15 protein-coding genes are annotated in these 12,417 nt (G+C 73.2%); 8 read left to right on the plus strand and 7 right to left on the minus strand.

Features of this window, described 5'->3' with window-relative positions; genetic code table 11:
- Nucleotides 1-74: 74 nt before the first annotated feature.
- The 5 genes from ACZ50K_RS13555 to ACZ50K_RS13575 form a co-directional block, all read right to left on the minus strand.
- Nucleotides 75-875 carry an SDR family NAD(P)-dependent oxidoreductase gene (locus ACZ50K_RS13555; RefSeq protein WP_468901792.1) on the minus strand — a complete coding sequence of 267 codons (801 nt, stop codon included), beginning with the start codon at nucleotides 873-875 and terminating at the stop codon, nucleotides 75-77.
- A 10-nt stretch (nucleotides 876-885) separates the two neighbouring features.
- The gene (locus ACZ50K_RS13560; RefSeq protein WP_468901795.1) at nucleotides 886-1,833 is read right to left on the minus strand and encodes an LLM class F420-dependent oxidoreductase; all 948 of its coding nucleotides are present in this window, start codon (nucleotides 1,831-1,833) and stop codon (nucleotides 886-888) included.
- A gap of 137 nt (nucleotides 1,834-1,970) precedes the next feature.
- The gene (locus ACZ50K_RS13565) at nucleotides 1,971-2,813 is read right to left on the minus strand and encodes a L,D-transpeptidase family protein (RefSeq protein WP_468901798.1); all 843 of its coding nucleotides are present in this window, start codon (nucleotides 2,811-2,813) and stop codon (nucleotides 1,971-1,973) included.
- A 22-nt stretch (nucleotides 2,814-2,835) separates the two neighbouring features.
- Entirely contained in the window at nucleotides 2,836-4,071 is a 1,236-nt protein-coding gene (locus ACZ50K_RS13570) for a sensor histidine kinase (protein ID WP_468902418.1), read from the minus strand.
- A gap of 68 nt (nucleotides 4,072-4,139) precedes the next feature.
- The gene (locus ACZ50K_RS13575; RefSeq protein WP_468901801.1) at nucleotides 4,140-4,853 is read right to left on the minus strand and encodes a response regulator transcription factor; all 714 of its coding nucleotides are present in this window, start codon (nucleotides 4,851-4,853) and stop codon (nucleotides 4,140-4,142) included.
- Nucleotides 4,854-4,943: 90 nt separating this feature from the next.
- Between ACZ50K_RS13575 and ACZ50K_RS13580 the strand changes: the two genes are divergently transcribed.
- From ACZ50K_RS13580 to ACZ50K_RS13610, 7 genes are all read left to right on the plus strand, one after another.
- Nucleotides 4,944-5,483 carry a hypothetical protein gene (locus tag ACZ50K_RS13580; RefSeq protein WP_468901804.1) on the plus strand — a complete coding sequence of 180 codons (540 nt, stop codon included), beginning with the start codon at nucleotides 4,944-4,946 and terminating at the stop codon, nucleotides 5,481-5,483.
- Nucleotides 5,480-6,613: a peptidoglycan-binding protein gene (locus tag ACZ50K_RS13585; protein WP_468901806.1), complete on the plus strand. Its 1,134-nt coding sequence runs from the start codon at nucleotides 5,480-5,482 to the stop codon at nucleotides 6,611-6,613. The genes ACZ50K_RS13580 and ACZ50K_RS13585 overlap by 4 nt, the downstream gene beginning before the upstream one ends.
- On the plus strand, nucleotides 6,610-7,362 hold the full coding sequence (locus tag ACZ50K_RS13590; protein WP_468901809.1) for an ABC transporter ATP-binding protein: 753 nt from the start codon (nucleotides 6,610-6,612) through the stop codon (nucleotides 7,360-7,362). Before ACZ50K_RS13585 ends, ACZ50K_RS13590 begins: the two co-directional genes overlap by 4 nt.
- Nucleotides 7,359-8,555 (plus strand): ABC transporter permease, encoded by a 1,197-nt coding sequence (locus ACZ50K_RS13595; RefSeq protein ID WP_468901812.1) that lies wholly within the window; start codon nucleotides 7,359-7,361, stop codon nucleotides 8,553-8,555. The genes ACZ50K_RS13590 and ACZ50K_RS13595 overlap by 4 nt, the downstream gene beginning before the upstream one ends.
- Before the next feature lie 91 nt (nucleotides 8,556-8,646).
- On the plus strand, nucleotides 8,647-9,090 hold the full coding sequence (locus tag ACZ50K_RS13600; RefSeq protein WP_468901815.1) for an NUDIX hydrolase: 444 nt from the start codon (nucleotides 8,647-8,649) through the stop codon (nucleotides 9,088-9,090).
- A 100-nt stretch (nucleotides 9,091-9,190) separates the two neighbouring features.
- Entirely contained in the window at nucleotides 9,191-10,039 is an 849-nt protein-coding gene (locus tag ACZ50K_RS13605) for a helix-turn-helix domain-containing protein (RefSeq protein WP_468901818.1), read from the plus strand.
- Nucleotides 10,036-10,281, plus strand: a complete 246-nt coding sequence (locus ACZ50K_RS13610) for a DUF397 domain-containing protein (protein ID WP_468901821.1) — start codon at nucleotides 10,036-10,038, stop codon at nucleotides 10,279-10,281. The genes ACZ50K_RS13605 and ACZ50K_RS13610 overlap by 4 nt, the downstream gene beginning before the upstream one ends.
- On the opposite strand, the gene ACZ50K_RS13615 is transcribed toward ACZ50K_RS13610, so the two are convergent.
- The gene (locus tag ACZ50K_RS13615; RefSeq protein WP_468901824.1) at nucleotides 10,278-11,006 is read right to left on the minus strand and encodes an ArsR/SmtB family transcription factor; all 729 of its coding nucleotides are present in this window, start codon (nucleotides 11,004-11,006) and stop codon (nucleotides 10,278-10,280) included. The genes ACZ50K_RS13610 and ACZ50K_RS13615 overlap by 4 nt on opposite strands.
- Before the next feature lie 68 nt (nucleotides 11,007-11,074).
- Here ACZ50K_RS13615 and ACZ50K_RS13620 point away from each other — a divergent pair, with 68 nt between their 5' ends.
- A complete protein-coding gene (locus ACZ50K_RS13620) occupies nucleotides 11,075-11,719 on the plus strand; it encodes a flavin reductase family protein (protein WP_468901827.1) in 645 nt (214 codons plus the stop codon).
- Between the two features lie 34 nt (nucleotides 11,720-11,753).
- Here the strand turns inward: ACZ50K_RS13620 and ACZ50K_RS13625 are convergent, their stop codons facing one another.
- The gene (locus ACZ50K_RS13625) at nucleotides 11,754-12,404 is read right to left on the minus strand and encodes a DUF4232 domain-containing protein (RefSeq protein ID WP_468901829.1); all 651 of its coding nucleotides are present in this window, start codon (nucleotides 12,402-12,404) and stop codon (nucleotides 11,754-11,756) included.
- Nucleotides 12,405-12,417 lie beyond the last annotated feature (13 nt).

Here is a 12,417-nt window from a genome sequence, read left to right on the forward strand (position 1 = left end):
ATCGTCAGATCGATGGGTTCGACTGTTCCATCCGGGGGGTGTCGCGTCAATACCTGACGCCTCGTCAGGAACGGTCAGAGAATGCTGACCCCGGCCATCCAGCCGCCGTCGATGACGAACGGCTGGCCGGTGATGTACGAGGAGTCCTCGCTGGTCAGGAAGAGGGCCAGACGGGCCACCTCGGCCGGCAGCCCGGCCCGGCCCAGCGGCACCACCTTGCGGTAGAGGGCCGCCATCGCCTCGGCGGCCTCCGGCGAGGGCCCCTCCGGCTCCAGCAGCGCCGGATTCGCCATCGGGGTGTCCACCGCCCCCGGGCACATGGCGTTGACCCGGACGCCCTGGGCGGCGAGCTCCAGGGCGGCCACCCGGGTCAGCCCGATCACGGCCGCCTTGGTCGCGGCATAGGAGCCGACGTACGCCATGCCGGTGAGGCCGGTGTAGGAGGAGGTGTTGACGATGGTGCCACCGCCCGCCGCCGCGATCTCCGGGGCGACGGTCCTGATCCCGAGGAAGGTGCCCACCTGGTTGACCCGCACCAGCTGCTCGAACTCCTCCAGCGGGGTGTCCACCAGGGCGTTGAACCGCAGGATCCCGGCGTTGTTGACCAGCCCGTCGATCCGGCCGCCGAAGGCCTCCTCGGCCACGGCGACCGCCGCCGTCCAGTCCTCCTCCCGGCCGACGTCCAGGTGGACGTAGCGGACCCGGTCCTTGCCGGCCCCCTCGGCGATCTCCGCGGCCACCCGGCCGCCCTGTTCGTCCAGTACGTCGCCCAGCAGCACCGAGGCCCCCTCGGCGGCGAACAGCCGGGCCTCCTGCTCGCCCTGGCCGCGCGCCGCCCCGGTGATCAGGACCACGCGCCCGTCCAGCTTGCCCACGGCCACTCCCCTAGTCGTCGAGGTGGGGCGCGACCTCGGCCCCGAAGGCGGTGATCTGGTCGCAGAGCTCGGCCCGGTCCCGGCTGCGGAACCGCACCTGGATCTGGTCCACGCCCAGCGCCCGGTACTCGCGCAGGGACTCGGCGAGGGCCTCCGGCTTGCCGGTGAGGGTGCGCCGGCCGGTCTCCCAGCCGGGCTCGCCCACGTACAGGGCCTCGGTGATGGCACCGATCTCGATCGGGTCGGTGATCCCGGCGGCCTCCCGCAGCTCCCGGATCCGGGCGATCTGGCCGGGCAGCCGGTCCCTCGGGTCGCCCTGCGGGAGCCAGCCGTCGCCGCGGACGGCGGCCCGGCGGACGGCGGCGGGCGAGGAGCCGCCCACCCAGACCGGGACCCGCGCCTGCGCCGGGCGGGGCAGCTGGCCGAGCCCCTCGAAGCGGTAGAAGTCCCCCTGGAACTCGGGGAACTCCTCCGGCCCCAGGGCGGCCCGGAGGGCGTCCAGCACCTCGTCGAGCAGCGGGCCGCGCCGCTCGAAGTCGACCCCGAGGACCTCGAACTCCTCCTGGACGTGCCCGGCCCCGACCCCGAGGATCAGCCGGCCGCCGCTGAGGTGGTCGAGGGTGGCGTACTGCTTGGCGCTGATCAGCGGATGGCGCAGCGCCACGATCGCCACATGGCTGAGCAGCCTGACCCGCTCGGTGACCCCGGCGATGAAGGCCAGGGTGGCCACCGGGTCGTACCAGACGGTGCTCATCGCCGCGGCCAGCCGGCGCGGGATGGCCACGTGGTCGCAGGAGGCCAGATAGCCGAAGCCGGCCCGGTCCGCGGCCCGGGCGATCTCCGCGAGATCGGCGGCGCCGGCGGTGGCCTCCCAGGGCTCGGCGTAGATGCTGCTCTGCGACTGCACCGGGAGCTGCATCCCGTACACCAGCCGGCCTTCTTCGAATACCCGCGCCATGGGCGACCCCACCTTTACCTGACGGTCCGTCATACGGCAGCTGCCGGGGGCCATCGTCGTAGCTGACGGCTCGTCAGTAAAGGGGTTGGGCGCGGCGGGTGGAAGGGGCGGGGCGCGGCGGGGCCGTCCGGCCGGGGTCAGAAGCCGGCCGGGCCCATCACGATGACCGGCTTCGCGGCCGGGTCCAGGGTCTGGAGGACCTTCCGCATGCCCTCCTTGGGAATGCCGACACAGCCCTGGGAGGGGCCGTCGTGGTCCACGTGCAGCCAGATGTTGCCGCCCTTGGCGGGGCCCTCGGGCTTGGTCTGGTCGAGCGGGGAAGTGCCGCGCTCGCGGTTGAAGTCGATGGCGACGACGTAGTCGAAGGAGCCGGCCAGGGACTCGCCCTCGACCCCGCGGCCGGTGGCCGTGAAGGCGCGGTCCCGGTCGTAGGGCAGCCGGGTGCCGGGCGGGGCGGCGAGCAGCCCGCCGGCGTCGGTGAGGGAGTAGACCCCCTGGGGGGAGGACAGGTCGCCGTACTTGCGGTCGGTCGCCCAGCCCTTGGCGCCGTTGCGGGCGGGCCAGCTGCCGGCCACGGTCCAGGGGGCGCCGGCGGTGGGGCGGGTGTAGAGGGTGGCGGTGCCGACGGAGGAGTCCGCGGCCTTGCCGACGACCACCACGACCTGCCGGGATTCGGCGGGGACCTTGGCGCGGGTGGCGGCGCTGAGGCCCGGGAGTTCGCGCGGGTCCCGCGCGGCGGACCCGGCGACCCCGCCGGCCGGGGCCGTGCCGTCGGCGGCCCGGTCGGCGGAACGGTCGGCCCGGTCGGCGGAGGGCCGGCCGTCGTCCTCGGCACCGGCCGCGGCGGAGGCCCGCGAGCCGGGGGTGTTGCCGTCCTGGAGGGCGTAGACCCAGCCGCCCGTGAACGCGAGCAGACCGACGGTGGCGGCGAAGGCCACCCGTCGGGAGGAGCTGGACCGGGCGCGGGCGTGCTTGCTCATGCGGCCGACCGTACACAGAAGATCAGAATTTTTGTTGAGCAATCAACTTCTCTGGATGGCCGGGGCCGGCGAAGCGGACCCGGACCGTCAGCCCGCCGTCCGGCGCCGGATTGGCCTCCGCGGTCAGCTCGGCACCGTGCGCGCGGGCGATCGAGGCGACGATGGAAAGCCCCAACCCGGCGCCCTCACCTGGGGTGTGCTGCCGTTCGGCACGCCGGCGGAAGGGTTCCAGCAGCGCCGGGACCTCCGCCGGACCGATGACCGCGCCGGTGTTCGAGACCGTCAGCAGGCCCTCGGCGGAGGTGCCGAGGACGATCCGGCCGCCCGGCCGGTTGTGACGTACCGCATTGGCGAGCAGGTTCCGGACCAGGTGTCCCAGCAGCAGCCGGTCCCCCGTCACCGGGAGCGGGGCCAGGGTGCGTTGCACGGTCAGCGCGTCCGCGGCGGGACCCGCCGCGGCCAGTTCCGCGGCCACCACCTCGGCCAGGTCCAGATCCGTGACTGCCGCCGGGTCCACCCCCTCCTCGGAGACCGCGAGGAGGAGCAGCGAGTCGATGAGCCGCTCGCTGGCCACCGCCGTGTCGATCAGCTTGCCCCGGATCCGCTCCACACGCTCCGGGGAGGGCCCGCCGGCCAGACCGATCTCCGCCGCCGCCCGCTGCACGGCCAGCGGGGTCCGCAGCTCATGGGCCGCGTTCGCGGCGAACCGCCTTTGTGCGGCCACCAGGTGCTCCATCCGGTCGAGCATCCCGTCGAAGGTGTCGGCGAGCCGCTTCAGCTCGCCCGGCGGCGCCCGCAGCCCGATCCGCTCGTGCAGATTGGCCCCGGACAGCCGGCGGGCCGTCTCGGTGATCACCCCGACCGGGCGGAGCACCCGGCCCGCCATCCACCAGGCCAGCCAGACCGACAGCACCGCGAACACCCCGAAGGCGATCAGGGAGACCAGCAGCAGGTCCTGGAGGGTGGCCTGTTCGGCGGCGACCGAAAGGTTCTGGGTGGCCCGGTACTGCGCCAGCTGCTCGGCGGTGGGCAGCTTGCCGCCATCGCCCTCCGGGATCCGCTGGGCCGGAACCGGCAGCCGGTTGCCCGGCTGCACCGAGACACCGGGGCCGACCGAGGTGATGGTGATGGCGTTGCTGATGCTGGTGTAGAGGCCGTTGCGCAGCAGGACGTTCATCAGCGCGACCAGACCGCCACCGGCGAGCACCAGCAGCGAACCGTAGAGCGCGGTCAGCCGCGCCCGCTCGCTGCGCGGCAGCCACCGCCGCGCGCGGGGCGCGCGGCGCAACGACCCGGGGCCCGGGTCCTCGGGCCCGCGGCCCGGGCTCACGTGGACCCCGAACCGGCGGAGCCGGTGGTCGGGGGCGGGCCCGGGGGGTTCGGGGTGGGGATGCGGTAGCCGGCGCCGGGGACCGTTTCGATGAGTGGGGGGTCGCCCAGTTTGGAGCGCAGCTTGCTCAGGGTGACCCGGACGGCGTTCGTGCGGTAGCTGGTGTCCTCCTCCCAGACCTGCTCGATCAGGTCCTCGTTGCCGACCACCGCGCCCTCCGCCCGCAGCAGCGCCTCCAGCACGGCGAACTCCTTGCGGGACAGCGCCAGCCGCCGCCCGTCCCGGGTGGCGGACCGCCCGGCGGTGTCCACGGCCAGCCCGCCCCGGCGCAGCACCGGCGGCAGCGCGGGCCGGGCCCGGCGGGCCAGGGCGAGGACCCGGGCGAGCAGTTCGTCGTAGGCGAAGGGCTTGGTGAGGTAGTCGTCGGCGCCCAGGCCGAGGCCCTCGACCCGGTCCCGGACGGTCCCGGAGGCGGTCAGCATCAGCACCCGGGTGAGGAGCCGCTCCCGGACCACCTGCCGGCACACCTCGTCCCCGTGCAGGCCGGGCAGGTCGCGGTCGAGGACCAGGACGTCGTACTCGCCCAGGCGCAGCTTGCGCAGGGCCTCCGGGCCGTCGGCCGCCTCGTCCACGGCCAGCGCGTCGCGCCGCAGCCCTTCGGCGATCATCTCCCGGAGGAACTCCTCGTCCTCCACCACCAGAACTCGCATGCCGTCCTCTTTACCCGAGTCCGGCATTTCGCCGTTGTAAGCATCCGCCGTTAGGGAAGCGAAACCCGCTCCCGGAGCAGGCTCGGGCGCATGAAGCGAACCCAGCGCACTCGCGGCACCACTTCCATGACCATGACCACGGCGGCCCTGCTGACCGGGCTGACCCTGTTCGTCACCGCCTGCTCGGGCGCGGGCGGCGGGGGCGGCGAGAAGGAGGACAAGGCCTCGGACGGCTCGGCGAGCGCCTCCGGTGGCTCCGGCGGCTCCGGTCCGAGCGCCGAGGACGCGGACCGGGCGCTCAAGGTCCGCCAGTGCCTCCGCAAGAACGGCATCGACGCCCCCGACCCGGAGCCCGGCCAGGACCCGCGCGGGATGACCCTGGGCGGCGGCTCGGACCCGGCCAAGATGCAGAAGGCCATGGAGGCCTGCGGCATGCAGGCCCCGGGCACCGGCAGCGGACCCACCCAGGAGGAGAAGGACAAGGAGCTCAAGTGGGTCCAGTGCATGCGCAAGAACGGCGTGAACCTGCCCGACCCGGTCTACAACGGCAACGCCCGGTCCGGGATCGAGATACCCAAGGGCCAGGAGCAGGCGTTCCAGGACGCCCAGAAGAAGTGCGAGAACGCGTGAGCCGGCGCACCGCCGGGCGCCGCCGCGGCGTGTGGCTGACGGCGGCCCTGGCCGTGCTGCTGGCCGCGGGCGGCGGCGGTTACGCCGTACTGGACGCCCGGGCCTCCGACCCGGAGGAGGGCTCCGGCCCGGGCCGGAACTCCGCCGCCCTGCCCCCGGACACCGCCCCGGTCCAGCGCGGCGACCTCAGCTCCGGACGGCGGGTGGAGGGCACCCTCGGCTTCGCACAGGAACGCAAGCTGAACGCGGCCGGTCCCGGGGTGCTGACCTGGATCGCGGAGAACGGCGCGAGCATCGCCCGGGACGGGAAGCTCTACGAGGTCAACGGCCGGGCGGTACGGCTGATGTACGGGTCCTCCCCCATGTACCGGCCGCTGAAGTCCGGGGACAAGGGCGAGGACGTCAAGCAGCTGAAGCGGAACCTCCAGGCCCTCGGCTTCGGCACCGGCCTGGACCCGGAGGACGGCAAGTTCACCGCGGGGACGGTGACCGCCGTCAAGCGCTGGCAGAAGTCCCACAAGGTGAAGCAGACCGGGCAGGTCGGCAAGGAGGACATCGCCTTCGCCTCCGGCCCGCAGCGGGTCCAGCGGGCCGACGCGGCCCTCGGCGACGAGCCGGGCCCGGGCCGCCCGGTCCTCACGGTCACCGGCACCGAGCGCATCGTCCGCTTCCGGATCGACGCCGCCCAGTCCGCGCAGGCCAGGACCGGCGAGAAGGTCACCGTCACGCTGCCCGCCGGGGGTACCGCCACCGGCCGCATCGACTCGGTCGGCGCTCCGCCGCCCGGCGGCGAGGGCGGGAACGGCGGCTCGGGCGGCGGAGCCGGCGGCGGGGGCGGCGGCAAGGCCGAGCTGGAGGTGGTGGTCGTCTTCGACGACCCCGCCAAGGCCCAGGGCCCGGACCGGTCCACGGTCTCCGTGGACCTGACCGCCGAGGTCCGCGAGAACGTTCTCTCGGTGCCGGTGAACGCCCTCCTCGCCCTCTCCGGCGGCGGGTTCGGCGTCCAGGTCGTCGAGAACGGCACGGTCCGCGAGGTCAAGGTGACCCTCGGCATGTTCGGCCAGGGCCGGGTCGAGGTCACCGGCGGCGGTCTGCGGGAGGGCATGAAGGTCGGGGTCCCCAGGACATGAGCACCCCCGCACCCACACCCGCACCCACCCGCACCCCAACCCACCAGGACGCCGCCCGGAACGTCGTCGAGCTCACCGGGGTCACCAAGGAGTACCCCGGCGGCGTCGCCGCCCTCCGCGGCGTCGACCTGACCGTCGGGGCGGGCGAACTCCTCGCCATCGTCGGCCCGTCCGGCTCCGGGAAGTCCACCCTGCTGCACATCGTCGGCACCCTGGACCGGCCCACCGCCGGCCGCGTCGCCATCGCCGGACACGATGTCGCCGCCCTCTCCGACCGGGCCCTGTCCGCACTCCGCGCCCGGCACGTCGGCTTCGTCTTCCAGTCCTTCCACCTGGTCCCCGGGATCAGCGCCCGCGCCAACGTCGCGGAAGGCCTGCTGTACTCGGGCCTGCCGCGCGCCGAGCGGCTGCGCCGGGCCGAGACCGCCCTGGACCGGGTCGGCCTCGGCGACCGCATGGACCACCGCCCGCACGAACTCTCCGGCGGCCAGAAGCAGCGCGTGGCCATCGCCCGCGCCGTCGCCGGCGAACCGGACCTGCTGCTCGCCGACGAACCCACCGGCGCCCTCGACACCGCCTCCGGCGAGTCCGTGATGGAACTCCTCCACGAACTCAACCGGGACGGCGCCACCATCGCCGTGATCACCCACGACCACGAGATCGCGGCGAGCCTGCCCCGGTCGGTCCGCATCCGCGACGGCGAGGTCGTGGCCGACGTACGGGCGACGGACCCGGAGGCCGCGTCATGAGCCGCAAGCTGCGCCCCGCCCGGCTGGGTCCCCGCGAGGTGCTGCACGTGGGCTCGGCCGGGCTGCGCTCCCGCCCCATGCGGGTGTTCCTGTCGGCCCTGGGCATCGCCATCGGCATCGCCACCATGATCGCGGTGGTCGGGATCTCCTCCTCCAGCCAGGCGAAGCTGCTGCGCGAGCTCGACAAGCTGGGCACCAACATGCTGGTCGTCTCTCCCGGCGCCTCCATGTTCGACGGCCAGGACACCAAGCTTCCCGCCGAGGCCCCCGGGATGATCTCCCGGATCGAGGGGGTGGAGTCGGTGGGCACCACCGCCGACCTCCCGGTGGCCGTCCGGCGGACCGAGAACATCCCGAAGGAGGAGACCGGCGGCATCACCGTCAAGGCCACCAAGGACGACCTGCTGGGCACCCTGCGCGCCGGGGTCGCCTCGGGGACCTGGCTGAACGCGGCCACCGGCCGCTACCCGGCCGTGGTCCTCGGCGATGTCGCCGCCCGACGTCTCGGCATCACCGCACCCGGCCAGCAGGTGTTCATCGACGGACGCTACTTCACCGTCGTCGGCATCCTCCGGCCGATCCCGCTCGCCCCCGAGATCGAGCGCTCGGCCCTGGTCGGCTGGGACGCGGCCACCTCGCTCCTCGGCTTCGACGGCCACCCCACCGCCGTCTACGAGCGCTCCACGGACGCCACCGTGCAGCAGGTCCGGTCACTGATCCCCAAGACCGCCAACCCGCAGACCCCCAGCGCCGTGAACGTCACCGACCCCTCGGCGGCCCTCCAGGCCAAGGCCGCCACCGAAGGCGCCTTCAGCACCCTGCTGCTGGGCCTCGGCGGGATCGCCCTGCTGGTCGGCGGGGTCGGCGTCGCCAACACCATGATCATCTCGGTGCTGGAGCGCCGCCACGAGATCGGGCTGCGCCGCTCCCTGGGCGCCACCAAGGGACAGATCCGCATCCAGTTCGTCACCGAGTCCCTGCTGCTGTCCGGACTCGGCGGCATCGCCGGAATCGCCCTCGGGGCCGCCGCCACCGGTGTGTACGCGCACTCCGGCGGCCTCCCCTGGGTGGTGCCCGCCTGGGCGGTCGGCGGCGGCTTCGGCGCCACCCTGTGCATCGGCACCGTCGCGGGCCTCTACCCGGCGGTCCGCGCCGCCCGGCTCTCCCCCACCCTGGCCCTGGCCGCGGCCTGACCGGCGGCCCGACCGGACGGAGGACACGGGCGGAGGCCAAGGGACGGACAAACCCCTCGGTCTCCGCCCGCCCCAGGCTTACCCTGATCTGATGCGAACTCCCAGGCGGGCCGCCCGCATCGTGATCCAGTCCCCCGAAGGCGCGGTGTTCCTCTTCCGCGAGAGCCACGACAGGAACGGCGTCCACTGGCTGCCCCCGGGCGGCGGGATCGACCCCGGCGAGACCCCCGAGGACTGCGCCGTCCGGGAACTCCGCGAGGAGACCGGCTGGGCCGACCTGACCCCGCAGCGGCTGCTCTGCACCTGGGAGCACGACTTCGTGCACACCGGGCACCCGGTCCGCCAGCACGAGTACATCTACCTGACCACCGGCCCCCACCGCCCGCCGGCCACCGACACCCCGCAGGCCGACTGGCACTGGCTCGACCCGCAGAGCCTGGCCGCCCTCACCGAACCGGTCTGGCCCCCCGGCCTGGCCGTCCTCCTCGACCGCCCCGCCGAACAGACCCCGGTCCACCTGGGCCTGTTCCGCTAGCACCGCCCCGCTCCCTCTCGTACATCCGTCTGTACGGCTCCGATTGGTGTACAGGACGGGTCACATCCCGTGACGATGGCCAGCCCGGGAGGTGACCACCATGACGAACAACATGGTCGAGGACGAGTACCCCAGCGAGGAGCACGGCGATCCGGTGCTCGAACTGCGGAACTTCGGACGGCTGATCCAGGCGTTCCGCAAGAAGTGCGAGATCACCCAGGAGGAGATGGCCGTCCTGGTCCGCTACTCGGTCGAATACGTGGGGTCCGTGGAACAGGGCCGCCGCTTCCCGTCCGAGGCCTTCATCAAACGGGTGGAGGGAGTGCTCCGCACGGACGGCGTGATCATGACCGCCCACCGCGAGCTCAACGCCAGGCGGGGGCTGGCGTCCTGGTTCCGGCAGTGGGCGAGGCTGGAGGACACGGCGGTCAGCCTCTACACGTACGAGTGCCGCTCCATCCCGGGCCTGTTGCAGACCGAGGCCTACGCGCGGGCGCTGATCCTGTCGGTACCGCCACTGCCACAGCCCGAGGAGCTGGAAACTCGTCTGGCCTCCCGTTTGGCCCGGCAGAAGCTGCTGCACCGGTCCCCGTACATCGCGCTCAGCTTCATCATCGACCAGGTGGTCATCGAGCGGCAGACAGGTGGCCCGGACGTCACCCGGGAGCTGATCGACCACCTGCTGGAATGTGCGGCGCTGCCGAACGTGGACCTCCAGATCGTCCCGACCGTCTGCCCGGAACATGCGGGACTGGGCGGCTCGTTTCGCCTCCTCGAAACGGACGAGCACGAGTGGCTCGGGTACGCGGAAGGACAGCGCAACGGGAGGGTGTTGACCCAGCCCGAGGACATCAGCGCGCTCCACCAGCGGTATGCAAAACTTCGCATCCAGGCCCTCAATCCGGCGGACACCGTGGGCCTGCTGAAGCGAATGCGAGGAACGTTATGAGCGGCAACTCCGGTCTGCACTGGTTCAAGAGCAGCTACAGCAGCAGTGACGGCGACAGCTGCGTCGAGGTCGCGCTGGCCTGGCACAAGTCCTCGTACAGCAGCAGCGACGGCGACGACTGCGTGGAGGTCGCGGCCTGCGCCGACGCCGTGCACGTCCGGGACTCCAAGGTGACGGACGGGCCCGAGTTCGGGGTGTCGGCCGCCGCCTGGAACGCCTTCGTGGGCGGGGTCACCGCCTAGGAGCGTGGGTCGGTAACGGACCAATCGTCGGACGGGCCGAGGTGGTCCCGGAGGGCGCGCTGGCCGGTGTCGGTGACAACGACGGCGCGGCCGGTGCCGATCTGAGTGATCCAGTCGGCGTCGAAGGCATGCCGGCATACGGCGGCACCGACGGCGCCGGCCAGGTGGGGGCGGCGTTCTGTCCAGTCCAGGCATGAGCGGACAGGCGGACGCCGCTTGTCGGGCGGAAGGGTGATGCCGAGCTCGCTCAGCCAGGCGGTCCCGTTTCCGGTGAGCGTCAGTCCATGCTCCCAGTCGAGCAGTCCCCGATCGGTCATGGCCCTGGTGATCGCGACCCCGAGGGCGCCGGCGAGGTGGTCGTAGCAAGTGCGGGCGCGGGCCAGCGCCCGGCTGCGGTTGACAGCCGGCAGTGAGTGGGGCGGGGTGGCTCGTAGAGGCGCCATCGAGGCGAGGTTCTCGATCAGTTCCGCCGCGGCGGGGCCGGCCAGGCGAACGTAGCGATGACGGCCCTGACGCTCCTGTGCCAGCAATCCTCCGGCGACAAGGAGGTTCAAGTGCTCAGTCGCAGTCGAGGCGGCCACCCCGACATGGCGGGCCAACTCGGTCGCGGTCCAGGCCCGGCCGTCCAGCAGCGCGAGGCAGAACCCGGCGCGGGTGTTGTCGGCCAGGAGACCGGCCAGGGCGGCCAGGTCCGGGCCTTCGGCATGCGCGTCACGGTTGTTCATCACCGTCCATCATCCACCGCGGATCCTTCGGCGCGCGCCGAAGATTCTCCGCCCTACCGTCGGGTCCCATGAACACCCTGACGCCGGACAGCGCGCCCGCCGACACCTCGGCGGACCATGTGACCATCACACCGAGCATCCTGTACTTCGGAACACCCGTCGTGCTGCTCTCCACGGAGAACGAGGACGGCTCCTTCAATCTCGCGCCGATCTCCTCGGCGTGGGCACTGGGCCAGGTGGTCGTCCTGGGTGTGGGGGTCGAGGGGCAGACCGCGCACAACCTCCGCAGCCGGCCCGAGCTCGTGATCAACCTGCCCGCGCCGACCCAGTGGCCGGCGGTGGAACAGCTCGCGCCGCTCACCGGGCGCACCCCCGTGCCCGTGGACAAGCAGGGCGCCTTCCGATCCGAGCGGGACAAGTTCACGGCCGCCGGGCTGCGACCTGAGCCCTCCGCGCTGGTCCGGCCGCCCCGGGTCGCCGAATGCCCCCTGCAACTGGAGGCCCGAGCCGCCCGGGTCCAGCCCGACGTCTCCGGTGTGTTCCTCATCGTCGAAGCCCAGGTGCTCAAGGTCCACGCCGATCCGCGCATCGTCGTCCCCGGCTCTCAGCACGTCGACCCCGCGAGGTGGAGTCCGCTGATCTACAACTTCCGCCACTACTACGGACTCGGCCCCGAGCTCGGCCACAGCTTCCGTTCCCAGACACCCCGCTGAACCTCACCCGGTCCCCGCACCTCGACGACAGCCCTCAGGCGCCGACAGGACGACCGCGACCGATCCCGGCGGTCGGCGGGACGGGTAGGGGCCGGCCCGCCTCGGAGGTGTTCTCCCGGGTGCCGAAGCCGACGGTCATCCGGGTCGCCCGTTCCGTCTCGTCGCCGATCCGGTGGAGGCGCAGGCCCGCGTAGCCCTTCTCCCCCGGGCCGATCGTGGCGATCGCGCGGTGGTCGGACTCCAGCGGTCCGATGGGGTCCGGGGAGTCCCCGAGGCGCACCCACGGGTAGCGGTAGAGGGTGCAGGGCGCGTCCCCGGTGTTGGTGGCCGTCAGGAGGACGTGCCGTCGGCCGTCCTGGCGGTAGAAGGCCGTGTCGAGCGAGATGTCCGCAGCGCCGCACGGGGTGGTGGCGGGCTTCGCGGGGGCGGACGCGCCCGGGGTGCCGGTGGGCGCGGCGGCGGGCGGGGCCGCCTTGCCGTCCGTACCGGCGGCGACCGGGACGCAGGCGGCGACCGACAGCAGGGCCGCCGCGGCGGCCAGGACGGCGGGGATGCGGAGCGCGCCGGTGGTCGGGTTCCGACGACGACCCCGAGGGCTCTTCCATGGGCAAATCCCCCTTGGCGGGCGGCGGCCCGGGGGCTCGGCGGGCTGCCGGGATAGGCTGCCGCCGACGGGAAGAGACACGGGGCGGGCGGGG

The sequence above is a fragment of the Streptomyces sp. NPDC033845 genome, assembly GCF_055576225.1.

What these genes read in the sequence shown, in the direction of transcription:
- ACZ50K_RS13560 (WP_468901795.1), bottom strand. Translation starts at nt 1,833, where the DNA reads ATGGCGCGGGTATTCGAAGAAGGCCGGCTGGTGTACGGGATGCAGCTC.
- ACZ50K_RS13565 (WP_468901798.1), bottom strand. Translation starts at nt 2,813, where the DNA reads ATGAGCAAGCACGCCCGCGCCCGGTCCAGCTCCTCCCGACGGGTGGCC.
- ACZ50K_RS13575 (WP_468901801.1), bottom strand. Translation starts at nt 4,853, where the DNA reads ATGCGAGTTCTGGTGGTGGAGGACGAGGAGTTCCTCCGGGAGATGATC.
- ACZ50K_RS13580 (WP_468901804.1), top strand. Translation starts at nt 4,944, where the DNA reads ATGAAGCGAACCCAGCGCACTCGCGGCACCACTTCCATGACCATGACC.
- ACZ50K_RS13590 (WP_468901809.1), top strand. Translation starts at nt 6,610, where the DNA reads ATGAGCACCCCCGCACCCACACCCGCACCCACCCGCACCCCAACCCAC.
- ACZ50K_RS13595 (WP_468901812.1), top strand. Translation starts at nt 7,359, where the DNA reads ATGAGCCGCAAGCTGCGCCCCGCCCGGCTGGGTCCCCGCGAGGTGCTG.
- ACZ50K_RS13600 (WP_468901815.1), top strand. Translation starts at nt 8,647, where the DNA reads ATGCGAACTCCCAGGCGGGCCGCCCGCATCGTGATCCAGTCCCCCGAA.
- ACZ50K_RS13605 (WP_468901818.1), top strand. Translation starts at nt 9,191, where the DNA reads ATGACGAACAACATGGTCGAGGACGAGTACCCCAGCGAGGAGCACGGC.
- ACZ50K_RS13610 (WP_468901821.1), top strand. Translation starts at nt 10,036, where the DNA reads ATGAGCGGCAACTCCGGTCTGCACTGGTTCAAGAGCAGCTACAGCAGC.
- ACZ50K_RS13615 (WP_468901824.1), bottom strand. Translation starts at nt 11,006, where the DNA reads ATGAACAACCGTGACGCGCATGCCGAAGGCCCGGACCTGGCCGCCCTG.
- ACZ50K_RS13620 (WP_468901827.1), top strand. Translation starts at nt 11,075, where the DNA reads ATGAACACCCTGACGCCGGACAGCGCGCCCGCCGACACCTCGGCGGAC.